Here is a 22,831-nt window from a genome sequence, read left to right as displayed (position 1 = left end):
AAGCTCAGAGCGCCCTGAACCGGACGCGCCGCTGCACGGGATCGGCTTCTTCCAGCCGGACGCGAATCCGTTCGGCCTCCGGCAAACGTTTGCCAGCGCACTTGGCGAGCACCGGCGGGTTCGAGATGAACACCTCTGCCTCGTTCTCGCCCGACCGCAGCACCACGGCGTCGAACTCCTGCCCCACCCGTCCGGCCAGCACCCACGCCTCGACCAGGTCCAGGGACGCCCGCTCCACCTTCGAGGCCAGCGAGTCCGACGCGCCCATCAACGACGGCAGCAGCGGCAACGCCTCGGCCAGCCACGACGGCAGCTCCTCGCCCGCCGACACCGCCAGGCACACCTCGGTGGCGAACCGATCCACCAGCCGGCGCAGAGGTGCGGTCACGTGTGTGTACGGCGCCGCAACGCCGGCATGCGTGGTCACCTCGGGCACGCTGCCGTTGAACGCCGTGTACCCAGCACCGCGCAACAACCGCGTGGCGTCCGTGAACAGCGCCAACGACTCCGGCTTCGACGCGTCCAGCCCCGCCAGGAACGCGCCCGGTGACACCTCGGCGGGCCACGGCACCTTCAACGCCGCCGCGGACTTCCGCAGCGTCTTGACAGCCTCTGCGTCCGGATTCGGCAGCGTGCGCAGGATCCCGGCGCGCGCCTTCAGCATGATCGACGCCGCCGCCATCCCGGTCATCAACGAGATCTCGGCGTTCCACGAGTCCACCGCGGCCCGCGGCCGGACGACCAGCTTCCAGCCGTCGCCGTTGGACTCGATCTCCTGTTCCGGCAGTTGCAGCTCGATGGCCCCGCGCTCGCGTGCCAGCGCCCGCCGCAACGGCCCGAACTCGGCCAGGGCGGCGACGGACGGGTGCGGGTTGCCCGCGTCGAACGTCTCCTGCACCTGCGCGTAGTCGAACTGGGCCTGCGACCGCACCAACGCCCGCCGCACCTCGACGGCCGTGGGCACACCTTCAGCCGAACAGGTGAACGTCCACAGCACCGCCGGCCGCACCACGCCAGGCAGGAGAGAGGCAGCGCCCTCCGACAGCACGGTCGGATGCAGTGGCACGTTGCCGTCAGGCAGGTAGATGGTCTGCCCGCGCTGCCGGACCTCGGCGTCCAGCGCGCCACCCGGCGTCACGAACAGCCCCAGGTCCGCGATCGCGTAGTGCACGACGAACCCCGACGACGTCCGTTCCAGGCAGAGCGCCTGGTCCAGATCCTTCGCGCCGGGCGGGTCGATCGTCACCAGCGGGATCGACGTCAGGTCGGGGCGGTCTCCCGCGGAACGGGAGACCGCCGCCTCAGCCTCTGCCAGGACCTCGGCCGGAAACGACGAGCGCAGCCCGAACTCGGTCCGGATGCCGTCGAAGGCCAGGTCAGCACGTCCCGTGCGGATCACCAGTGAAGCCACCCGCACACCCTAAGACGTCAGTCGTCGTCCTCGCCGCGGAACTTCCGGTCCGCCTCGTCGGCGGCCTTCGTGCGTTCCCGCGCGATCTCCAGCGCACGAGCCGCCGTGGCCTCGTCCGGATAGGGCCCCATCCGGTCGGGCCCCTTGCAGCCCTTGCCCTGCTCGACCGTCTGGTGGGTCAGGCAGAAGTACCACCCGCTGCTGTCGCTCATCGGCGTTCGCCTCCCAATGGCGCCGGGAATCCCCTCGGCGGCGTTGACTGGTTGGCGTTGGCGTACTCCGAAGGGATCGGGTCCAAACACGAGACCAGCACCGTGCGGTCCTCGGCGTTCTCGATCTTACGCCCGGAACGGTCCCGGTAGACCAGCGAACCGTCGGAGTCGATCTCCATGATGGCGCCGACCTCGGCGAGTTGTTCCTCGTCGAGGTCGCCGAGCTTCTCGTAGCGCGACGGCACCACCCGGTAGATCGGCCAGTTCAGGTGGCCGTAGGTGCGGTGGAACTCCGCCAGCAGGTGGGTGAAGTGCTGTTGCCACGGCAACGGCATGGCCTCGGCCAGCGCCCGCGGCACCACCACGTAGTCGGACGACACACCCGGACCACCGGCAGCCATGTAGTCACGCACTGGTGTGCTCGACGCGGGCGGTCCGGAAGGCCTCGGGATGGGGTCGTGGTTGAACATGCAGCGCCTCCCCGCGATCTACACGCCCGGCCGGACGGCCAGCGGCATCAACTCGTGATAATTCCAGTTGATCTTGCTGATCTTCACGACGTCACCCGTTTCGGGGGCGTGGATGTACTGGTCGCCGCCGAGGTACATGGCCACGTGGTGCACCGTTCGCGGGTTGGACGTGTCGGTCGCCCAGAAGATCAGATCGCCTGCTTGGGCGTCGCGCACCGGGAGGTGAGCGCCACCCTGTTCGTACTGGTCGTTCGCCACGCGGGGGATCTTCACGCCGGCCGCCGCGAACGCCTTCACGAGGATGCCGGAGCAGTCCCACGCGTCCGGGCCGTTGCCGCCCCACAGGTACGGCTCGCCCAGCTGCTCCTTGGTGAACTGGATGGCCACGCCCGCCGCGTTCGAGGCCAGCAGGAACTGGCCCGCGCCGGAACCGCAGCCCGCCGGGTCGGTGATCTGCCCGAGCTCGCCGAGCAGGAACGCCGCCATGGACTCCCAGTTGTGGTACCGGTCGGGGAACGCCGACCGCTCCACCGCCTGTGCCGAGTCACCGGGGCGCTTGCTCTCCCAGTCCGGCACGGCCAGCAGCACGTCGTAGAACTTGTTGATCGCGTAGGTCGGGTCGGTCACCTCGGCGGGTGACCCCCAGCCCATCGACGGGCGCATCTGGAAGATGCCGAGCGAGTCGCGGTCGCCGTAGTTCAGCGGACGCAGGCCCGACTCGGTCATGCCGGCCTGGATCGCGACCTGCCACGCGAGCGGCGGCAGCTTGCGCTCCTGGCCGATGGAGATGATCCGCGCGACGATGTTGCGCTGCTCGTCGTTGAGCCGCGACGCGTCGTGCTGGCCCTTGTTGCCGCCGCCGGAGTCCCACGGCCCGATGGCGGCGTTGCAGCTCGAAAGCCGCAGACCGCCCTGCGCCGCGGGGTTCGTGGAGTTGCTGACCACCTGCGTGACGCCGGACGTGGCCACCGCGATCACGACGATCGCGACGAGTGCACCGATCAACAACATGAGGCGCATGGTCAGTCCGCCTTCGTGTAGCTGTTGACCCGCCACTCGTTGCTCGGCGTCTTGACCAGCGTGATGACGACCTTGCCGATGTCGGTGCCGATCTCGAAGTCCGCCGAGGACACGTAAGACTTCTTCGGCGTCACCTTCTGGGTGATCTTGTCCGGCACGTTCTTCGGGTCGATCGTCGCCATCTGCGCCAGGAACTCCTCCGTCGTGTACGGACGAAGCTGCGCGAGCCACTTGTTGACGTCGTTGTTCGGCGGCGGCTTGATCCAGTTCTCCGCCCACAGCTCCGCGATCAGCTGAGCGTCAGCGGCGGGAGGAGCGGCGGACGCGGTGTTCGAGGGCGGCGGCTGCTTGGTCGGCAGCGAGGCGCCGCTGGAGGGCAACTGGCCGACCTGGGTGCCCTGCGAGGTCGACTGTCCCGCGGCCGTCGGCGGCGCGGAAGGCTTGCGGTTCAGCACCTTCGGGATGATCACGCCCAGAGCGACGACCACCACCACGAAGATGATGATCGAGGCGGCCAGGTGCCGCGGGGAACGCAGCGGCCAGCCCCAGAGCCTGCGGTAGACCGCGGCACGGCCGCGGTTGGTACGGATCGGCACCTACGCCTCCCCCAAAAAATCAAACACAGCTAGTTGTCTCGGACTTCGAAGCCGCGCGAAGGTCGGTAGATCACGTGCACCTGACGCCCTGCCACCACTTCTGTCTCGGCCCTGCGAGGTTCCTGCACCGGCGCTGCCGCGTAGCTCGTGGACCGCGACGGCACGAGCACCGCGTCGTCGACCCGGTCCCACTGCCTGTCGGTGACCGGCGGGCTGTCCACCACGCGCGACCGGGCGGCCGGCAACGCCGCCGGGCCCGAGCCGGCGGGCAACGCTCCGGCGCGCACGCCGTAACCGTCTCCACCGCTGACGATCTGGCCGGGCTGGGAGTCGCGGTCGAGGCGCTGCGCCGTGGCCATGACCGGGCTCGACGCCTCCGGGCGGATGCGGCCACGACCGCGCTGCGGTGTCGCGTCGCCGTCGGTGTCGTTCTCCCGCACGGACTCCCAGAACTCGTCCTGCGGTGTCGGGCCGACCTGCTTCTTGCGGCCCATCATCTTCGACCACACGCCGCCGCTCATGGGCAGGACGTTGCTCGCGGAGCCGACCGACATCTCGACCATCTGCCACATGCGGCGCAACGGTTTGCCGATCACGAAGCACACGAGTGTCAGCATCAGGCCGAGCAAGGTGCGTGTTAGCAACGAAAGCCCGGTCGCGTTGAAGATCGCCTGCAGCAGCAACGCGTGGACACCCGCGAGAACCGCGAGCACCAGCACGTTGAACACCGTCACGGCGGCCGCGCGCGCGACCTTGCGCAACAGGTCGTGGTGCAGCAACGCGACGAGACCGATGAGCGGTCCGGCCAAAGTCAGAATGCGCAGCAGCAGCTGGGCCAGCAGCACCGCGGCCTTCGCGAACAGCTGGAACAGCGAGAACGCGATGGACTGCAGCAGCGCGAGGAAGCCCGCGCCGGTGCGGCTGCCGTCGGTGCCGTCGAAGTAGCCCCTCGACGTGCCGAGCTGGGCTTCGAGGGCCTTCCACTCGGCCTTCTTGGCCTCGAGAGCGGCCTGGTCGGCGTCCTTGTGCTCGGCGATCTCGCTGGTGGTCCACGCCTGCGTCTTGAGGATGCGCGGGCCGAACTCGGCGGCCTGCGGTGCCTCCGGCGTGCCGAACGCACCGCGCAACCAGCTCTGGTAGACGACCGCGTCGTGCAGTTTCGTCGGCAGGACGTGCAGCGTGCCTTGCTCTTCTGGCGCCTCGATGAACCCCGCCTGGATCTCTGATGTCTTGGAGACCAGCGTGTTGTCGAGGAGGTTGTAGAACTGCGGCAAGGCCAAGGTGGACGTCGCCAGCCACATGCCCGCCAGCGCCCAGAGCCCGCGTTTGGAGATCGTGGCGAAGTCGCCGGTCCAGATCTGCCGGAACATCATGATCGCCAGGATCAGCGCGACGAGCCCGAACCAGCGCAGGTAGACGTTGTCGTAGACCTTCTGCACACCGTTCTTCACGGCGTCGTCCAGCGGGACCAGCAGGCCGCGGCCCATCACCGTGTAGTGCAACGCGTTCGTGGCACCGACGATGTTCTTGCCGATGCTGAACAGCTCGTTGCCCGCCCACGTGTCGATGGTGGCGTTGGCGTCCGGGACGACATTGCACTTGGTCTGGTAGACGTGCCAGACCATGCCCGCGTAGCCGTACTCGAGGTACGGCGAGCCGGGCAGGCCGTTGCCGACGGGCGGGTCGAGCGCGCCGACCATGCCCGCGCCGGGCCGTTCCGGATTTGGTGGGTCGCCGCAGGATTGAGCGTGCGCCATCGGGGCACCCAGTACCACCTGCAACGCCAGGATGGCAGCCACGACGCTGACCGACCTGGTGCGCGCTGACATGCGCACGTCGAACCGCCGCCTCGCCCAGAGCAAGGCGGCGATCGCGAGCACGATCGTCAGCGCCGTCATGCGGCGCCGTCCCGGTGGCGGTTGGTGCCGTCACCGTGGCCCACCAGATGGGCCTCGTCCTCCGTCAGTCCGAGCTCCATGTCCGCCGCCAGTTCGTCGTCGATCTCGTCGGGCACGTAGGCGGGCGGCTGCGGGGCCGCGTTGTCGTCGTCCGTCTTCGCGAGCGCGTTGGACTCGCGCTTGGCGTCCGGGGTCGTGTCGAGGGCGTTGCGCAGATGTTCGAGGTGCGGGCCGCTGAAGTCGATGCGGATGCGCTCCACACCGCCGGCACCGTCTCCGAAGATGAACTGCCGCGGCGCGCGGTCGCGTTCGGTCGCCGTGCGCTCGCCACCGGGGCGGCGGCCGAGCGACGCGATCACCTGCTCGTACCCGGCGTTGACCGGAACCTTGAGCAACCGCAACGCATCCGCCTGCGCCTGGTCGTCGTCCAGACGCCCGACGAAGACCGAGTCGAGCAGTGTCACGAAGCCCTGGATCTTGAGGAAGTCCGCCGGGATCTGCGACGACAGCAGCACGCGGACGTTCCACTTTCGCGAGTCACGCGCGAAGCGGTTCATCAGCACACGACCGGTCGGGACCTCCGAGAGGAAGAACGCCTCGTCGATCCAGACGCCCTTGCGCTGGTCCTTCGGCCGTTCGTAGATCGAGCGCTGGGTGAGCCACGCGGCGAGGTTCAGCATCTCGACACCGAGCGACTCCGCGTCCGTCCAGTGCTCGCGGCCGACGCCGTCCTTCGGCAGGTTCAGCCCCGCCATCGTGAGCACCGTGAGCCGGTCGTCGCGCACCTCGTTGTACGGGTCCTCGTTCTCCTCGGGGATCAGCAACGACATGCGCTCGCGCATCTCGTCGAGGAAGTCCGCGACGACGACGGCGTGCTCGTGGTGCTCGGACGCGTCGCGGCGCAGTGCCTCGAAGACGAGACCGGGGTGCGCGTCGAAGCGGCCACCGACCGTGCGGACGGCACGCAGCAGCACGATGCGCGTCTGCGGCAGGCGCGCGACCTCGTACGGCAGCAGACCCGTGAGCACGTCCAGCACGAGACGACGACGGGTCGCGGCCGCCAGCGCCTTCTCGCGGCGCCAGGCCCGTTCCGGGTCGTCCTCGTCGAGGAAGTGCTCGATCATCGGCTCGGCGACCACCCGGTACGGGTTGAGGATGCCGGGCTGGGCGTTGAGCAGGTTGATCGGCCGCGCGTACGGCCTCAACTCAGGCAGGTCGCACAGCGCCGAGAGCGGACCGGACGGGTCGAGCAACGTCCAGTGCGCGCCTGCCCGCAGGGTCTTGTAGACCATGCCGCCACCGAGGAACGACTTACCGGCACCCAGGCCCGCGACCATCGCCGTCAGACCCGAGGCGTCCCGGAGCTCCTGCGCCATCCACGGGTCCCACGCGACCGGGCGGCGGGTGGCCGTGACGGTCTCGCCGAGCAGGATTCCCCGGCGGTCACCGACCTCGGCCGTGGCCGTCGGAACCGCTGAGGCGGCCCACAACACGCTGCCGCGACGCAGGTACGCGCCGTTCGAGAGCGGTTCGCCGGGAATGAACTCGCGGGCGATCGCGTACTGGGCCTCGGGGTGCTCGATCGCGACCTTCGGCTTGTAGAGCTCCAGCAGCGACTGGGCGAGCCGCAGCGCCTCGCGCTCGGTCGGCCCGCTCACCGCGAGACGCCACCAGCTGCGCACCCGGGTGCCCAGCGCGGTGAAACCCGACGTCATCTCGTCGTCGATCTCCAGCACGCGACCGGCCTGGCGGGCCAGCGACTGCGGCGGTTCCAGCTCGTGCTCGTCGGTGTAGTGGCGGACCTGCGAGCGCACCTTGCTCATCTGCCGCGACAGCTCACCCGACACCTCTTCGGGCTTGCGCACGTAGATGCGGGCGGACCACTCCACGGAGGCGGGCAGCCGGTCGGCTCGCTGCACCCACGGGTCGTCGACCTCGGGGATCTGCAGGCCGTGCATCAGCCCGACGGTGAGCACCGCGACGTGCCGCTTGATGCCCGCGTTCGAGCCGGTGCGGCCGCGCACGGTCACCGTCGGCGAGTAGGGCTCCTGGTGGAAGTCGGCGGCGTCGGTGAAGGACGCGAGGTCTTCCGGTTCCCACGCGGCACCCGGCACGGCGGGCAGGTTGCGCGGCGCGGGCAGGCCCAGCGAGCACGACCTGTGCATCAGCCAGGACATCTCCTCGGCCGTCGCGGGACGGCCTTCGAGACCCGCGGAGCCGATCACCTGGTCGAGGTGCTCGACCTCGGAGTCCAGTGCGACGAGCTCGGCGTCGACGGCGTCCGGGAAGACCTTGCGCAGCACGGGGGCGGCGCGTTCGACAGCGCGGTCCATCATGTTGCGGGTCTGAACCTGGACGCCCAGGTAGACCTCTTTCTCCGCCATCGAGCGGCCCATGAGCTGCTGCTGCTCGCCGACCATGTAGTCGTCGAACGACAGCGTGCCGGGCGTGTCCGGCAGGCGCTTGACGGCGTTGTGCACGTGCGCCTCGGCCCACATGCGGATCGGGTACGGCCGCGTCGTCACCCGCAGGTGCATCCAGCGGCCCTGCAGCTCGGCGTACTGGCCGGCGATCGCGGCGATCAGGTCCTGGCGCTGCGAGTCGCTGCGGAACGACCAGCGCTGCGGCGCGAGCCGGTACCAGGCGTAGACCTCCTGGCCGGTGCGCAGCAGGTGCCCGTCGATGCTGCGGGCGGCGATCGACGGGGTGTAGCTGGGCACGGACTGCTCGCCGGGCAGGCGGCGTCCGCGCTTGGAATATGCGGCTCGGTCACGCTCACGGGGGTCGGCCGCGGCGTGCTGGGCGATGTGCTGGGCGGAGCGACGGTCACGGTCTCGCCGGCGTCCGAACACCGCGAACCTCCTTCTTACGGCTGGCTGACGTCCGGCGGGGCTGCGCCTGCTGTCTCGCCCGTTGTTTCCTGCTCAACTTGGGACGAGGCCGCTGCGGACTGACCCGGATCCGGGCGGCGCTGGCCGCTCCGCCGGTGCTTGCCGTGCGCTCTCGAGGTGCGGTGAGCTCGCGGACCCACATCGACGCCACGGCCGTGAGCGGCCGTTCGTGGCTGATCCGCTGAGTGATGAAGCGAGTGAGGATGATCGTCCCGACGAGGGCCCACGCGGTCGAGAAGAACCCGAACCCGACGCCCACCTGCCGTTCGATCGTGAGTACGACGAGAAAAACGACGATCCCGACGCCCCACGCGACGTATCGCGCGCGCCAGGGAAAAGTCGCTTTGGGCGGGCCGAGCCAGACGGCGTCGACCCGGTAGACCTCGTCGTCAGTGCGAACCCGCACGTGTCAGCCTCCGACGAACAAGCCGGCGAGCCACTTGCCGATGTTCGACCCCGCGTCGGTCGTGACCGCGAGGCCGATAATGGCCAGCGCGACGATCACACCGCCGAGGCGACGCATCACGCCCGCGTTGTCGCCCTTGCCACCACCCAGCCAGAGCAGTAGTAGCGCGACGGTCAGCAGGAGCAACGGAACGATGTTGCCCAGGATCCAGTCACGGACGTTGCTTGTGCCCGGGGCCGGCGGCTGCTGCTGAGCGAGTGTCACCAGGTCCATGGCGGTCATTAGGTACTCCAGAGTGCGCTCGGGCTTGCGCTACGAGTAGAACACGAGTTCGTCACGAGGTGTGAAGCTGTTGGTGCGGGCTGTAGATCATCTGGCCGTTCCCCCTGGGAGGAATTACGTCTAATCTGGCCGACACATCATCACTGAGGAGACGTCAGTGGGGAACACCCGGACCAAGATTCTCTCCGTCGCTGGCAATGTTCACCCGACTGCGAACGCCCTGGTCACCCACAGTGCGTGGGCCTCAAACACGCGCACGCGTACACCCATGTGAATGCCCTGATCGGCCGGTTCGCGACCCCTCCGGAACACAGTGCGGGCGCGGTCCGGAGCGACGACTCCGAGGAGATTCGCCCATGCTCGAACCTGACCTCGTGCCGGACGGAAGTGTGGACGGAATCACAGCCTCCCCTAGTGCTCCAGGCGTGATCGAGCCTACCGGGGAGGCTCCGCAATCGCGGCGCCGGGTCCAGCGGACGATCAACTTCGACCGGTCTGTGCTCGAGCGTGCGCGTGCGGCGGCGACCCATCTCGCTTCCTACGAACCTCAGGCAGGGGTCCGTTCGCTGGCCGACATCGTCAATCCGGCGGTGCTGGCCTACGTGACCGAATTGGAGGAGCTCTACAACGCCGGGTTGCCGTTCCGGCCCGTCCTGAGGATGCCCTCTGGGCGCCCGTCCAAACAATGAGCATTCACAAAATTGTGAATGCTGTGTAGCTTCTGAAGCATGTTGTGGTTCCTGCTGCGTCGTGACCGCGTGCTGTTGCCCAGCTGGGTCCTGCTCATCGCGGGCGTGGTCCTCAGCGTCACCGGGCAGTACGGCCGCATGTTCCCCACTCCCGAGGCCGCTCTGTCCTTCGCGCGTGACCTGGCGGGCAACACCGCGCTGACCGCGTTCACCGGCCAGCTGACCTCGCCGACGTTGCACGGCCTGATCCTCTGGAAGATCGGCGACGTCGCGTTCACCCTGACCGCGCTGATGGCGATCCTGATCGTGCTGCGGCACACCAGGGCGGAAGAGGAGTCCGGCCGCCAGGAACTGCTGCGCGCGACGCCGGTGTCCCGCCACGCCCCGCTCGCGTCCGCGCTGGGCCTGGCAATGGGCGCTTCGCTGCTGGTCGGCGTGCTGGTGACGATGATCGGCGGGCTCCGGTTCGGGCTCGCGACGCTCGCGCCCGGCCTGGTGTTCGCGGCGGTGGCGGGGGTCGCCGCCCAGCTCACCGAGCGGTCGTCGACGGCTCACCTGATCGCGTGCGGCACGTTGGGCGTGACCTACGGCGTGCGGTTCGCGGCGGACGGCAGCGGCGTGCTGTGGGCGCGCTGGTTCTCCCCCAACGGCTGGAGCCACCTGTTCCTGGTGTCGGGCTGGGTGCTCGTGGTGCCGCTCGTGGCCACCGCCGCGCTGACCGCGGTCGCGTTCCGGCTGAGCCGGCGCCGTGACTACGGAGCGGGTGTGGTGCCCGCACGGCCTGGGCAGGCCGGTGGTGAGGTCAGCCTGCCGTGGCGGGTGCACCGGACTCAGCTCATCGGGTGGGTGACGGCGTTCGCGCTGGCCGGCGCCACGATGGGCGGTGTCGCTGCGGGCATGCGCGGCACAGTCGGCGGCACCTCGCCGGCGATGGCCGAGTTCGTGCACCGCTACGGCGCCGGCGACATCGGGGACACGCTGATGTGGATGATCATGATCAGTCTGGGCGGGGCGGCGGCGATGTTCCCGGTGCTCGTGGTGCTGCGGCTGCGGGCCGACGAGGTCTCCGGGCGGGCGGAGCTCGTGTTGTCGACGGCGGTCGGCCGGGTGCGGTGGGCGTCCGGGCACCTGTTCGTGGCCGTGGCGGGGACCCTGGCGATGATGACCGTCGCCGGGCTCACCGCGGGCCGTGGCGACCTCCGGGTGCTGACCGCGGCGTTGCTCCAGGTGCCGGCCGTGCTGGTGGTGGGAGCGGTGGCGGTGCTGGCCGTCGGTTTCGTGCCCCGTGCCGCCGCGGCGATCTCCTTCGCGGTGTGGCTGGTGGTCAACATGTTCGGGGAGATCGTCGGCCCGTCCCTGGGCGTCGGCTACGACGTGGCGAACCTGGTGTCGCCGTTCCACTTCCTGCCCCGCGTGCTGACCGGGGAACAGCTCACCGCCGCGCCCCTGCTCGGGCTCGCGGCGGTGGCTGTGTTCCTCGGTTCACTCGGAATGGCGCGGTTGAGGGTGCGGGACCTCGGTTAGCTCGCGCCGGAGATCCGCCAGAACACACCGGTCGAGGTGTAGTCCGGGCCGACGGAACCCTTGCCCCAGAAGTAGTCGTTGAAGTTGCCCAGCGCGCCCGACGACGTGACGGGGCCCATGGTCGCCCAGCGGACGGAGGCGGGCTGGGTGTCGATGCTGGCCTGCGCCCACGCGTCGCGGACCTTCATCGGGTTGTTCCACCACAGGAACGGCGAGCGCCACATGTAGTGCCCGAACTTGCCGCCGTGGTCGGCCGAGTTGTAGCTGACCGTGGTGAAGCTGTTGATCTGGTGCAGGCCGCGGAAGGCCTGGCCCCAGCGCTGCGCCCACGTCTGGCCGCCCGTGACGTCCTCGAGGATCTGGCAGGTGAAGAGGCTCATCCACTCGACGTCGTTGTTGCCCCAGCGCGCCTCGGTGTTGGCGAGCTTGGTGTCGTTGTGGCTGGAGCAGCCGGAGAAGTAGAAGCCGGTGCCGGAGCCGTGACCCTGCCAGTAGGTGAGGTCGACGTCGTCGGCCCAGTTGGTGTCGTCACCACCGGCGGACGCGGGGTCCTTGAAGTCGCTCTCCCACGCGTTGCCGTCGAGCCAGCTGAAGTCGCGGGTGATGCCGTGGCTGCTGGCCTCGCTGTTGAAGGTGCCGATGTTGGCGGCGGTGTTGGGCAGTCCGGCGCAGACACCGGTGCCCTCGCTGCCGACCTGGGTCCCTGCGGCCTGCATCTTGAACTGCGCGTCGGGCCTCGGCGGCTGGTTCTCGCCCGGCTGCGGCAGTTCCGCGCCGACCACTGCCGGCAGCGTGATGGCCTGAGGCGCCGCGCCGTCCTGGGTGCGACCGGCGCAGCGGAACGACGGTTCGATCCTGTCGGTCTTCTCCTCGAGCGGCGGGGCCACGTAGACGTAGCTGACGTCCGGCTTCACCTCGGCGCCCAGGTACTTCTGGCAGAGCTTCGCACCGGTCGCGAGGTCGTGGACCTTGGCCGTGCCCGCCTCGCCGTAGGTGCGTGCGGCGTGGCTGACCGACGTCACGCCTTGCGCGTCGAACGACACGCGGATGTTCGCGCCCTCGCCCTCCAGCGGGATGCCGCCGAGCTGGAACGTGTAGGAGACGCTCGTGTCCAGGTTCGCCGTGAGTGCGTTGCGCCCGTTGACATCCGACAGTTCGAACGTCGTGTACTGCGCGGTGGGTGACGCGTTGGCGGGCAACACACCTGCTTCGCGCAGGCCTTCCTGAGCGCGCTTCGCCGCCTCGTCCGCGGGGATCGTCTTGATGCGCTTGATCGCCTCGAGGTCGAGCCCGGTCTGCGTGGTCGCGTTGCCGTCCTCGTCGGGTCTCCCCTGTCCTTTGTCGACGGTCGGCAGGTACTGGTAGCGCTGCTCGTCCGCGAAGGACACCGCGCCGTACTCGGATCTCTGGACGTCTTTGAGCCCGAACGCTCGTTGCAGCTTCTGAGCCTGCTCCTGGTCGAGACCGGAGCTCTTCACCCCGTAGACGGGGAGCTCCGTGGCGTCGGCGGTCGCGACTCCGACCGCACCAGCCGTGACGAGGCTGGACAAGGCCAGCACCACGGTCAGCTTGCGTTGCATGTGTCTTCCCTCCCTTGGGGACGACCGGCTGCAGGGGCCGGCCGTCTGACAGGAGGATTTGGTGTGCTGGGCCGTGATACCGAGAGTGGCTCGTTGGGGTTGCGGCACCACTCGAACGGCCGAAATTCTGTAACGCCCTAGAGGATTGCACGTACCTAGAGGCGGACACTTGGGTATTTGATGCCTGCTCCGGTGTTCAGCACGACTACTTCGTCGTTTTCGTTGAGCCAGCCGTCTTTGCGGAGTGTCCGGACGGCACTGATGGTGGCGGCGCCCTCCGGGCACAGGAAAACGCCTTCTGCCCGCGCGGTTTCGGTGCGGTCTTCCTGGATCTGCCCATCGTCCACGGCTATGGCTGTGCCATCGGTTTCCCTGATGGCCTGCAGGATGATGAAGTCCCCCAACGGTTTCGGCACGTTGATCCCGAACGCGCTCGTGAAGGCGTTGTCCCAGAACGCCGACTCGGCCGCGCCCTCGTCGAACGCCCTGACGATCGGCGCGCACCCAGTGGACTGAACCGCGACGAGCCGCGGCATTTTCCCTGTGATCCAGCCGAGTTCGCGCATCTCGTGGAGCGCCTTGTGGATCCCGATCAGACCGACGCCGCCACCCGTCGGGTAGATGATCACGTCCGGGACGCGCCAGCCGAGCTGTTCGGCGATCTCGTAGCCCATCGTCTTCTTGCCCTCGATGCGATAGGGCTCTTTCAGCGTCGAGGCGTCGAACAGATCGAGGTCCTTGATGGCCTTGGCGGCGTCGGCGATGGTGCCGGGCACGATCCTGAGCTCGGCGCCGCTCGCCTCGACCTCCTCGCGGGTGATCAGCGGGGCGTCCTCGGGCATGGCGATGACGCTGCGGATGCCGGCGCGGGCCGCGTACAGGGCCCAGGCGGCGCCCGCGTTGCCGTTGGTCGGCATCTTGATGCCCTGGATGCCGAGCTCCTTCGCCCGCGCGACTCCGACGGCCGCCCCGCGGGCCTTGAAGGAGCCGGTCGGGATGAGCGACTCGTCCTTCATGAGGAGCCGAACGCCGAACTGCCGGCTCAGCGCGGGCAGCGGGACCAGCGGGGTCATGCCCTCGCCGAGGCTGAAGTTCGGATCCGGGTTCCGGACCGGGAGGACGTCGCGGTATCGCCAGAGGCTGTTGTCCTGGGTGGGCCTGCGGACGTTCGTGAGGTCGTAGCGGGCCAGCAGCGGGCTCGCGCAGTCGTGGCAGAGGTTCTGCGGCTGGTCGGCGTCGTGGCGCAGTCCGCAGCGGGCGCATTCCAGATGGGAGAGCACACACCCATCAATACAGGACGGCCCACCCATCCGGATTACACCCGAACGGTCTAGCGCATATGGCCATTCGGATGCGAGCATCGAGGTCCCTGCTCAAGCCCCTTGAGGAGAGACATGCGACGACTCACCGCAAAAGCCCTGTTCGCGGCCGTCCTGCTCGCCGCCGCACCCCCCGCACCTGCTTTCGCCTCCGCCCAGACCAGTGGCTACATCGTGCTGCTGAAAGACGGCGTGGGTGTGCAGAGCGTGACGAACCTGGCGGGCGTCACCGTCGAAAACGTCTACGAATCGGCGGTTCGTGGTTACTCAGCGCAGATGACCCCCGCCACGGCGGCGCGGCTCGCTCGCGACTCCCGGATCGCGCTGGTGCAGCCGGACGGCGTGGCGTCGATCGCCGCGCAGACCCTGCCGACCGGCATCGACCGCATCGACGCCGAGAAGAGCCCGACCGCCAAGATCAACGGCACCGACGAACGCGTGAACGTCGACGTCGCCGTGATCGACACGGGCGTCGACCTCGACCACCCGGACCTCAACGTGTACACGGCCGGGGCGAAGAACTGCTCCACCGGCCGCAGCGCTGACGACGGCAACGGCCACGGCACGCACGTCTCCGGCACCATCGGCGCGCTCGACAACGGTTCCGGCGTCGTGGGCGTCGCGCCCGGTGCCCGCATCTGGCCGGTCCGCGTGCTCAACAACCAGGGCAGCGGCTCGTTCTCGGCCATCATCTGCGGCATCGACTACGTGACCGCGCACGCGAACGAGATCGAGGTCGCGAACATGAGCCTCGGCGGATCCGGTAGCGACAGCGCCTGCGGTTCCAACAGGGACGCGATGCACGAGGCGATCTGCCGCTCGGTGTCCGCCGGCGTGACCTACGTCGTGGCCGCGGGCAACAGCGCGGCGAACTCGTCGACCTTCGTCCCGGCCACCTACGAGGAAGTCATCACGGTCAGCGCACTGGCCGACTTCAACGGCCGGCCAGGCGGCGGCGCGGCGTCGACGTGCCGTGCGGACGTGGACGACACGTTCGCCGACTTCTCCAACTACGGCGCGGACGTGGACATCATCGCGCCCGGCGTGTGCATCCTGTCGACCTGGAAGGGCGGCGGCTACAACACGATCTCCGGCACGTCGATGGCCAGCCCGCACGTGGCGGGTGCGGCGGCGCTGTACAAGGCGACGCACCCGAGCGCGTCTCCCGCGGCGGTGAAGTCCGCGTTGCAGGCTGCCGGAACCACCGACTGGAACTCCACGACCGACCCGGACGGCACGCACGAACGACTGCTCAACGTCGCGTCGTTCTGATCGCGGCGAACGGTGCCTGGTAGATCGCCGGGCACCGTTCGTGGCGGATGAGCCGGCATGTAAGCCGGATCCTGTTCATGGGACCGGAGTCCCACTTGGCGGCCATCCATCTCGGCCTGCCGTTGCCGACAGGCTCTAGCGGCCTACCCGCGAGCATCGGGCGGGCAGCCCTCGAACGCTCGCGCAGGCCCTTTCGGGCCCTCTTGGCCTTGCTCCGGGTGGGGTTTACCTAGCCGCCCCAGTCACCTGGGGCGCTGGTGGTCTCTTACACCACCGTTTCACCCTTACCCCGGCTCGCGCCGAGGCGGTCTGTTTTCTGTGGCACTGTCCCGAGGGTCGCCCCTGGTTGCCGTTAACAACCACCCTGCCCTGTGGAGTCCGGACTTTCCTCGACGGTCTCCCGCCGCGGCCGCCCTGCCGACTCATCCGCGCCCACCAGGATATCCCAGCGTCTGGGACTGGTTGTTCACTGGTCCGGACGTTGGTTCACTTTGGGCATGACACGACGTCGCCACGTCGACTACGGCCGCGTGGCAGCAAGCCTGTGTTGCCTCCACTGAGTGCGCTTTCTCTCACCCGAGACCTCAGGGAGTGCTTGCCATGTCCGATCTGCTGATCATCTCCGGCGCACCGTCCCACACAGCGCCGACCGGCGTCGTGGTGTCGCACGTGTCCGCCGTGCTCGAGGCAGCGGGACATCACGTCTCGTTGCTCGACGTGCGCGCGTTGCCCACGTTGTCGCTGCTCACCGAGGACCTGCGCGACCCGGCGATCGCTTCTGCGGTGAACGCTGTTCTGTCTGCGGACGGCATCGTGGTCGCCTCGCCCGTGTACCGCGCCGCCTACAGCGGGCTCGTCAAGGCGTTGCTGGACCTGCTGCCGAAGAAGGCGCTGCGAGGCCGCGCGGTTCTGCCGTTGGCGACGGGTGGCAGCCAGGGCTTCCTGGTGGCGATGGACTACGCCCTGAACCCGCTGCTCGCCGCCAAGGGAGCCGACCAGGTGGTGCGCGGCGAGTTCGTGCTGGACAAGAAGGTGGGAACTGCGGAGTCGACCGCCCTGTTGAACGCGGCGGCCGACCGTTTCACCGCAGCCTTGACCCCCCGGTTGCGCCGCGCGTCCTGATCGTCAGCCGAGGTGCGAGGTGTCGTTCACGAGCTTCACCGACGCGGGACCGTCCGGGTAGAACTCGGCGATCGACACGCCCGTCAGGTCCAGGTGCATGCGGAACAGGAACTGCGGCCCGACGTCCAGCGCCTGGCGGAGAAGCGTCTTGATCGGCGTGACGTGGCTGACCACCACGAGCGTCTTGCCGCCGAACTTCGCGATGATCTCGGTCCTTGCCTTCCTGACCCTCGCGTTGACCTCGTCGAAGCTCTCACCGCCAGGAGGCTTGACGCTCGTGTCCCCGAGCCAGCGCCGGTGGATCTCGGGGTCCTGCGCGGCGGCCTCGGCGAAGGTCAGCCCTTCCCAGGCGCCGAAGTCGGTCTCGATGAGCCCCTGATGGGTGACGACCTCCAGCCCGGTCCGCTGCCCGAGCGCCTGCGCGGTCTGCGTCGCCCGCTGCAGCGGCGAGGAGATGATCCCGGCGATGCCGTCCATTTTGGACAACCGCTCCGCGGCCTTCTCCGCCTGCTGCAGCCCGAGTTCGGTCAGCTGGTGGTCCCCGCGCCCGGAGTACCGTCGCTCGACGGACAGCTTGGTCTGCCCGTGCCGAAGCAGGATCAGCCGCGTGGGGTCCCCCGTGGCGCCACTCCAGTGCGGCTGCTTGTCGCCTTCCTTGCTCGCGTCCGCCGTGGCCTCGTCTTTGGGCTGGTTCGCCTTGGCCTGGTTCGCCTTGGTCTCGCCGTCCATGGCCTCGTTGGCGAGCCGGTCGGCCTGCCGGTTGCGTTCGCGCGGAATCCACTCGTAGCTGATGGCACCGAAAGCCCTGGCCAGCCCCTGAGCCTCGCGCGCCAGCGGCTGCATGGAGGGGTGCTTGATCTTCCAGCGCCCGGACATCTGCTCGACGACGAGCTTGGAGTCCATCCGCACGACAACGCTCTCGGCGTTCAGTTCCTGCGCCGCCCGAAGCCCGGCGATGAGCCCCTGGTACTCGGCCACGTTGTTGGTGGCGACCCCGATGAACCCCTTGCGCTCGGCCAGCGTCTCGCCGGTGAGCTTGTCGCGGACAACGGCCCCGTAACCGGCCGGCCCGGGATTGCCCCGCGACCCGCCGTCAGCCTCGACGATGACCTTCACCGGCCGATCCTATCCCCGGTGCGCGGGCCCGCAGACCGTGTGCTGTACGATCAGTCCATCAGTCTGGGTGGCGGAATGGCAGACGCGCTAGCTTGAGGTGCTAGTCCCCGAAAGGGGGTAGGGGTTCAAGTCCCCTCTCGGACACCAGCTTTATCCCTAACCGAAGGCCGGATGCTCGCATCGAGCATCCGGCCTTCGGCGTTGTAGACCGTCTCCAGGCCGAGCTTCTCGTACAGTTTTTGCAGCTCATCAGGCTCGCCCCGACGTGTCATGCTCCTCACATCGCCGAGCGAATCGACCATCGCGAAGATCGCCGCGACGCTCCGTCGTCCTCCCTGCTTCGGCATGCCGTCCAACTCGGCTTCTGCCGCCGCGCGCTTCTCCTCCGCTTCGTTGATCGCCCCGACGAGCGCTTCTGGATTCACACCAGCCGCGATGGCGTCCTGAAATCGGCGCAGCTTCGCTTCTGCCTCGGTGAGCCGCTTCCGTGCGGCGGCCTGATCACCCGAACCGGGCTTTTCATCGTCCTGAGAAGCCGCCAGTGCCGAAACCGTGCTGTCAACGTTCTCGGGAGCGAAGAGCCGATCAAGCCACTCGTTGATTCGGTCGAGTGCCGCATCCTCGGGGAGGTAGACGTTCGTCGGATGCCCGTTCAGTGCGGGCGACCCTGGGACCATCGTCCGAAGTGCGCATCGGTAATAGGTCTTGCGACCGGTGGGCGTTCCTTCCATCCGTCGCGCGCAGTACCCGCACTTCACACGCCCGCGAAGCGGGTAGATCCGCTTCGTTCGCTTCGATCCACGCACCAGCTTCTTTCCGGCCGAGAACCCTCCAGCCGCTCGCGACCGCCGCAACAACTGCGACTGGACGAACTCCTCGACCGCGACGATGTGCGGGTGTGCCTGCTTTCGAGAACGCACCACCCGATCAGGAGCAGAGCGACGAAACCGAACCACGTGCCCCGCACCGACGTCATCGGGATCGAGCAGCATACGGCGAACGTGTTCGTTCAAGACAACTACTCTCTCGGGCGATGCAGGTCCGTATTCGCAATGCTGGACGCCGCAGCGTTGGATGCGACTCAATCGCGAGATCTGCTGACCCAGATACTTGCCGAAGATCATGCAGCACGGACAGAACGAGGGACCGCTGCAGGCGCCCCTTCCGAATGGTTGGGTTGAGATGTCAAGGAAGGCAACTCCGTTTCCCTACAAAGGGTTCAAGTCCAACCTGCAACATCGCGCAGTCGCGCGAGCCCTCGCGTCGTGGCGAGACAAGTCCGAGAAGGGCCTCAAGGAAGCCAGCGACTCGGCCAACTGGTCAGTCGCGAAGACATCAATGTTGCAGAATGCCGCATGTCCGATCTCCGAGTTCGACGTGGCAATCCTGGCACTCGTCTACCGCGTAGACAATCAAACGCGAGCAGCCGTTTATCATGGAGCGCAGCGCGCCCGCGACCCACAAGCCTACGACCGGCTACCCGGCGCCGAGGAGTGCGTCGGATGGACTTACGGAGATGTCGCTGCTGAGGCGAGCCATATCCGCATTGTTGCCACTGACGCATTTCCGCATGTCGTACGCACGGCGGGTTACACGGACGCGCTTCAGAAGTACTACTCAGACAACACCGCGCTAAGGCAGTGCCATCAATACAGCGGCGCCGCCCACGACCACATCACCCGCAACCTATTCCAGCAAGCGTCGCTGAATCTACACTTGGTCATCAGCGAAGCACTGCTCCGATGCGTGGTCGGCAGCGCACCTGTCGTGGTCGACCAGCTGGTATGGCTCATGGAGTTGGCCCACCGTCCGAATATCGAGATACAAGTCGTGCCCAACTCCGCTGGCCGGTTGGCGGCGGCGAGTTCGTTCAGCATCATGACGTTTCGCGAAGACAGGTTCGACGACGTCATCTACATCGAGAACCCTCACGGCGCGACGTGGCTCGAAATCGAGGAGGTGCGGGAACCGTACGCAATAATCTTCGACAGAATTGCCGAAGGCGCTTTATCCACCGAAGACACTCTGGAACAGATCGCCGAGGCCGTGCAAGCTCTCCAGGCGACGATCGCAGAGACGTAGACCGTCATAGTTTCAGCAGAGGCTGAGGCCGTGCGAACGTCGGACTTTATCCCCATGCGAAGGGGATGCTCGCATCGAGCATCCCCCTTCGCCTGTCAGCACCTACAACGAGTAAACCCGACTGCCATCCGGCGAGCCTCAACAGCGATGGCCCACTCACTGCGAGACACTTGGACTGACCGCGCTCGTACGCACCGGACAAGCTTCAAATCGCAAGCCCCCGCCAGCCTGTCGCGCCACAGACGCTCAGGTCGGATCACCTCGGAGGATCTATGACCAACCTGACCGACCGGTTCAGAGCATACGAAGCCGAACTTCAAGCCTCCTTGGCGCGAACCCGGGCCTCGTTCCAACACGCCGGAGTAAAAGGGGGTGAAGTTGAATCAAGTTTTCGAACGTTTCTTTCCCAACACCTACCTAGAAGGTGGACCGTCGGAACAGGCGAGATTGTTGATCGCCAGTCGCGTAGGTCCCCCCAAATGGACGTCGTAATATCCAATCAAGACCAACCGTTTCGGAGCGAGCAGGATACACCCGGACTAATGGTAATCGAAGGAGTAGGAGCCTCCTGCGAAGTGAAAACACGCCTGAACAAGAAAGAGCTCGCAGATTGCATAGAAAAAGGGCGCAAGCTAAAGCAGCTCAGAAACCAGCATCTAGCAGGCGACATGATTCATTCCAATGAAAGCGACCGCGCTCGCTTCTACGACCGACCGCCATATTTTGCAGTCTGCTTTGAGAACAGTGTGGCGATCGACACGGTCGGGGAAATTCTCTCGGATCTAGAACCAGTCGAAACAACCAATGGCGTCGCAATTCCGCCCATCGACGCAATATTCTTCCTTGGACTGGGATGCTTGATTAACTACGGCGACGGCGAAGGAGCGCTTAGGATACATTGGAGCGAAGAGGGAAAGAAGGCGACCGGCAGTGATATCGCAAAGGGCTGGGTTTGGATGGAATCCGACCATACCCTAGTCAACCTTCTTCCATGGCTCGACTCCTCAATGCCTATCGTCCAACGACTAAATTCAATCGCGGTCAACTACTACCAAGAGGCCGCGAATCCTATAGCCTCAATGAAGCAGTACGGCTGGCGCGCTGTCGAGTAAAGTATTGTCTAGATCAAATATCATTACTAGATCGCACAAGTGAGGATTTGTTCCACCTGTTCTCATCTTCGGGCATACGTTGGGCCACGACCCCACGGAACCACGGAGAGCAGTTCGGCCCAGTCAGGCCGGCTGCGAAGTTGTGACGTTATCGATAGTTCCACTCGACTCGCGGGCTTCAGCTCCAGGTCACACCACCACGACGCTCATCCGATACAGCGTGGCGCCACAATCGTTCATACACAGTCAGCGATGATGGGCGTATGGGTGACACACAGGATCGGCCTGTCTATCGAGTGTTATCGACGCGTGCGATCGTCGTAGCGGCATTTGCGCTGTTGCTTGTTGGCACAGGAACCGCAGCGTGGCTTCTGCTGACGTTCGGTGGTGGCACTGAGGCCGATCGGGCACGACTTGAAGCGATCAAAACTGCAGGCACAATCGTTGTGGGCACTGGCGGAGCAGCGGCCTTGTGGCTTGCCGCACGCCGACAGCAGACCACAGAGATCGCACTCCGCCAGCGGGACATCGATCAAGCCCACCAAGAGCAGGTGGCCGCGGCCACCCAAGCCCATCAGGACCGTGTTGCCACCGCGACCGAAATCGATTCGGCCGAGCGGCGCGTGACCGATCTGTACATCAAGGCAGTCGAGCAACTCGGTTCAGATAAGGCTCTAGTGCGACTAGGCGGAATGTATGCATTGGAGCGCCTCGCCCAGAATGTCCCCGACCAACGTCAGACCATTGTAAATGTGTTATGCGCATACTTACGGACACCCCATTCCTCACACAAACAATTGCCCACTGAGATCTCCAGCAATTCGCCCTCGGTGGACTCGATCCCCATTGCGGCCAACCGGCCAGAGGAAACGTCAACCACTGAGGCCGGGCAATACGGACAGGACCATCAGGTTCGCCTGACCGCCGAGAGGATCCTCTTCGCACACCTAATAGAGCGGGACTACGAACAAGAACGACCTCGTGAAACATACTGGAAAGACATCGACCTTGATCTAACGGGCGCTACACTATTCGAGGCCAATCTTGCTTCGTGCCACATCAGATCGGCCCGCTTTAATGGCGCGCACTTCGCTGGCCAGACTAGGTTCGACGGAGCGAAGTTCGACGACCAGACCGAGTTCAACGGTGCAAAATTCATGAAAAGCTCCTCCTTTGAAATGGCGAAGTTTCTTGGTGCCACCTTTTTTAGGGGAGCAGAATTCCACGGAGAAGTCGACTTCGGATGCGTGAAATTCGACCGAGAGGCAGAGTTTGACGGGTCTGAATTCCGGGCTACCGCAGACTTTCATCGGTCCAGCTTTAACGACGACGCATTTTTTTCTGGCGTTAAATTCGATGGAAAGGTCGACTTCAGCGATGCCAATATAGATGGGAACGCCTGGTTCCATGGAGCAACGTTCGGTTCTGGCGCAAGCTTCAACCGAGTTATATTCGAATGGGTCGTCCACTTCGATGGCGCCAAATTTTCCCAGAAGCCTGGGTTGAACGACGCACGAGTGCGTCTTGATGTCAACGCAGGCGACAGGATCTGGCCGGATGGCTTCACTATATCGGAACTTGGCGCCAACGAAGACTTGCAGGTTCCTAATCGCGTGGGCAGGTGGGGTCGCCTGACAGCCATTGATGGCGCCGTCACAGCTACTGATCCATAGCCGATTACTAACTCGGCGACACGCACTCGCCGTCACGGTCCAGCGATGGAATCCGTAGACTTTCGCAATCGCAGCTTCAGCAAGTCCTCCCGCTGGTGCGACTGCCGCAAGTGCCGATAAAGCCGGTCAACTAGGACTATAGACTTGTTGCGTAAC

The 22,831-nt window shown here is 66.4% G+C and carries 21 protein-coding genes, 1 tRNA gene and 1 other RNA gene; 9 read left to right on the top strand and 14 right to left on the bottom strand.

Features of this window, described 5'->3' with window-relative positions; translation table 11 throughout:
* Positions 1-4: 4 nt before the first annotated feature.
* The 9 genes from ABZ345_RS39960 to ABZ345_RS39920 are packed head-to-tail and all read right to left on the bottom strand — an operon-like array spanning position 5 to position 9,186.
* On the bottom strand, positions 5-1,411 hold the full coding sequence (locus ABZ345_RS39960) for an RNB domain-containing ribonuclease (RefSeq protein WP_359860166.1): 1,407 nt from the start codon (positions 1,409-1,411) through the stop codon (positions 5-7).
* Positions 1,412-1,428: 17 nt separating this feature from the next.
* Positions 1,429-1,623: a hypothetical protein gene (locus tag ABZ345_RS39955; protein ID WP_359860165.1), complete on the bottom strand. Its 195-nt coding sequence runs from the start codon at positions 1,621-1,623 to the stop codon at positions 1,429-1,431.
* Positions 1,620-2,093, bottom strand: coding sequence for a hypothetical protein (locus tag ABZ345_RS39950; protein ID WP_359860164.1), 474 nt, complete (start codon positions 2,091-2,093; stop codon positions 1,620-1,622). Before ABZ345_RS39950 ends, ABZ345_RS39955 begins: the two co-directional genes overlap by 4 nt.
* 18 nt (positions 2,094-2,111) lie before the next feature.
* Positions 2,112-3,113: a C40 family peptidase gene (locus ABZ345_RS39945; RefSeq protein ID WP_359860163.1), complete on the bottom strand. Its 1,002-nt coding sequence runs from the start codon at positions 3,111-3,113 to the stop codon at positions 2,112-2,114.
* Between the two features lie 2 nt (positions 3,114-3,115).
* Positions 3,116-3,709 carry a hypothetical protein gene (locus ABZ345_RS39940; protein WP_359860162.1) on the bottom strand — a complete coding sequence of 198 codons (594 nt, stop codon included), beginning with the start codon at positions 3,707-3,709 and terminating at the stop codon, positions 3,116-3,118.
* Positions 3,710-3,738: 29 nt separating this feature from the next.
* Positions 3,739-5,607 carry a hypothetical protein gene (locus tag ABZ345_RS39935; RefSeq protein ID WP_359860161.1) on the bottom strand — a complete coding sequence of 623 codons (1,869 nt, stop codon included), beginning with the start codon at positions 5,605-5,607 and terminating at the stop codon, positions 3,739-3,741.
* A complete protein-coding gene (locus ABZ345_RS39930) occupies positions 5,604-8,414 on the bottom strand; it encodes an ATP-binding protein (protein WP_359860187.1) in 2,811 nt (936 codons plus the stop codon). Before ABZ345_RS39930 ends, ABZ345_RS39935 begins: the two co-directional genes overlap by 4 nt.
* Positions 8,415-8,433: 19 nt before the next feature.
* A complete protein-coding gene (locus tag ABZ345_RS39925) occupies positions 8,434-8,904 on the bottom strand; it encodes a hypothetical protein (RefSeq protein WP_359860160.1) in 471 nt (156 codons plus the stop codon).
* 3 nt (positions 8,905-8,907) lie between these two features.
* Positions 8,908-9,186: a hypothetical protein gene (locus ABZ345_RS39920; protein ID WP_359860159.1), complete on the bottom strand. Its 279-nt coding sequence runs from the start codon at positions 9,184-9,186 to the stop codon at positions 8,908-8,910.
* Positions 9,187-9,611: 425 nt separating this feature from the next.
* On the opposite strand from ABZ345_RS39920, the gene ABZ345_RS39915 reads away from it, so the two are divergent.
* Both ABZ345_RS39915 and ABZ345_RS39910 read left to right on the top strand, forming a co-directional pair.
* Entirely contained in the window at positions 9,612-9,875 is a 264-nt protein-coding gene (locus ABZ345_RS39915; protein ID WP_359860158.1) for a hypothetical protein, read from the top strand.
* Positions 9,876-9,914: 39 nt separating this feature from the next.
* Positions 9,915-11,399, top strand: coding sequence for a hypothetical protein (locus ABZ345_RS39910; RefSeq protein WP_359860157.1), 1,485 nt, complete (start codon positions 9,915-9,917; stop codon positions 11,397-11,399).
* On the opposite strand, the gene ABZ345_RS39905 is transcribed toward ABZ345_RS39910, so the two are convergent.
* Positions 11,396-12,979: a DUF6345 domain-containing protein gene (locus ABZ345_RS39905; RefSeq protein ID WP_359860156.1), complete on the bottom strand. Its 1,584-nt coding sequence runs from the start codon at positions 12,977-12,979 to the stop codon at positions 11,396-11,398. The two genes, ABZ345_RS39910 and ABZ345_RS39905, sit on opposite strands and share 4 nt — an antisense overlap.
* A 155-nt stretch (positions 12,980-13,134) precedes the next feature.
* The gene (locus tag ABZ345_RS39900; protein ID WP_359860155.1) at positions 13,135-14,259 is read right to left on the bottom strand and encodes a threonine synthase; all 1,125 of its coding nucleotides are present in this window, start codon (positions 14,257-14,259) and stop codon (positions 13,135-13,137) included.
* Positions 14,260-14,373: 114 nt separating this feature from the next.
* On the opposite strand from ABZ345_RS39900, the gene ABZ345_RS39895 reads away from it, so the two are divergent.
* Positions 14,374-15,570, top strand: a complete 1,197-nt coding sequence (locus tag ABZ345_RS39895; protein WP_359860154.1) for a S8 family peptidase — start codon at positions 14,374-14,376, stop codon at positions 15,568-15,570.
* A 44-nt stretch (positions 15,571-15,614) separates the two neighbouring features.
* On the opposite strand, the gene rnpB is transcribed toward ABZ345_RS39895, so the two are convergent.
* An RNA gene (rnpB, locus tag ABZ345_RS39890) (RNase P RNA component class A) lies at positions 15,615-15,995 on the bottom strand.
* A 175-nt stretch (positions 15,996-16,170) separates the two neighbouring features.
* On the opposite strand from rnpB, the gene ABZ345_RS39885 reads away from it, so the two are divergent.
* Positions 16,171-16,692, top strand: a complete 522-nt coding sequence (locus ABZ345_RS39885; protein WP_359860153.1) for an NAD(P)H-dependent oxidoreductase — start codon at positions 16,171-16,173, stop codon at positions 16,690-16,692.
* Between the two features lie 3 nt (positions 16,693-16,695).
* Here ABZ345_RS39885 and ABZ345_RS39880 read toward each other — a convergent pair whose 3' ends face one another.
* On the bottom strand, positions 16,696-17,808 hold the full coding sequence (locus ABZ345_RS39880) for a bifunctional RNase H/acid phosphatase (protein ID WP_359860152.1): 1,113 nt from the start codon (positions 17,806-17,808) through the stop codon (positions 16,696-16,698).
* Between the two features lie 61 nt (positions 17,809-17,869).
* On the opposite strand from ABZ345_RS39880, the gene ABZ345_RS39875 reads away from it, so the two are divergent.
* A tRNA-Leu gene (locus tag ABZ345_RS39875) sits at positions 17,870-17,955 on the top strand.
* On the opposite strand, the gene ABZ345_RS39870 is transcribed toward ABZ345_RS39875, so the two are convergent.
* Positions 17,934-18,800 carry a zinc ribbon domain-containing protein gene (locus ABZ345_RS39870; protein ID WP_359860151.1) on the bottom strand — a complete coding sequence of 289 codons (867 nt, stop codon included), beginning with the start codon at positions 18,798-18,800 and terminating at the stop codon, positions 17,934-17,936. The genes ABZ345_RS39875 and ABZ345_RS39870 overlap by 22 nt on opposite strands.
* Between ABZ345_RS39870 and ABZ345_RS39865 the strand changes: the two genes are divergently transcribed.
* The 4 genes from ABZ345_RS39865 to ABZ345_RS39850 all read left to right on the top strand — a co-directional run bounded on the left by ABZ345_RS39865 (position 18,699) and on the right by ABZ345_RS39850 (position 22,675).
* Positions 18,699-18,989, top strand: a complete 291-nt coding sequence (locus ABZ345_RS39865) for a Scr1 family TA system antitoxin-like transcriptional regulator (protein WP_359860150.1) — start codon at positions 18,699-18,701, stop codon at positions 18,987-18,989. The genes ABZ345_RS39870 and ABZ345_RS39865 overlap by 102 nt on opposite strands.
* 1 nt (position 18,990) lies before the next feature.
* The gene (locus ABZ345_RS39860; protein ID WP_359860149.1) at positions 18,991-19,890 is read left to right on the top strand and encodes a DUF5753 domain-containing protein; all 900 of its coding nucleotides are present in this window, start codon (positions 18,991-18,993) and stop codon (positions 19,888-19,890) included.
* A 272-nt stretch (positions 19,891-20,162) separates the two neighbouring features.
* Positions 20,163-21,002 carry a DUF6602 domain-containing protein gene (locus tag ABZ345_RS39855; RefSeq protein WP_359860148.1) on the top strand — a complete coding sequence of 280 codons (840 nt, stop codon included), beginning with the start codon at positions 20,163-20,165 and terminating at the stop codon, positions 21,000-21,002.
* A 263-nt stretch (positions 21,003-21,265) separates the two neighbouring features.
* Positions 21,266-22,675: a pentapeptide repeat-containing protein gene (locus tag ABZ345_RS39850; RefSeq protein WP_359860147.1), complete on the top strand. Its 1,410-nt coding sequence runs from the start codon at positions 21,266-21,268 to the stop codon at positions 22,673-22,675.
* Positions 22,676-22,831 lie beyond the last annotated feature (156 nt).

This window comes from Lentzea sp. NPDC005914 (assembly GCF_040629405.1).
In the GTDB taxonomy this organism is placed as follows: domain Bacteria; phylum Actinomycetota; class Actinomycetes; order Mycobacteriales; family Pseudonocardiaceae; genus Lentzea.
Note: the sequence above shows the minus strand (reverse complement) of the source record. Positions and strands in the feature narration are given on the sequence as shown.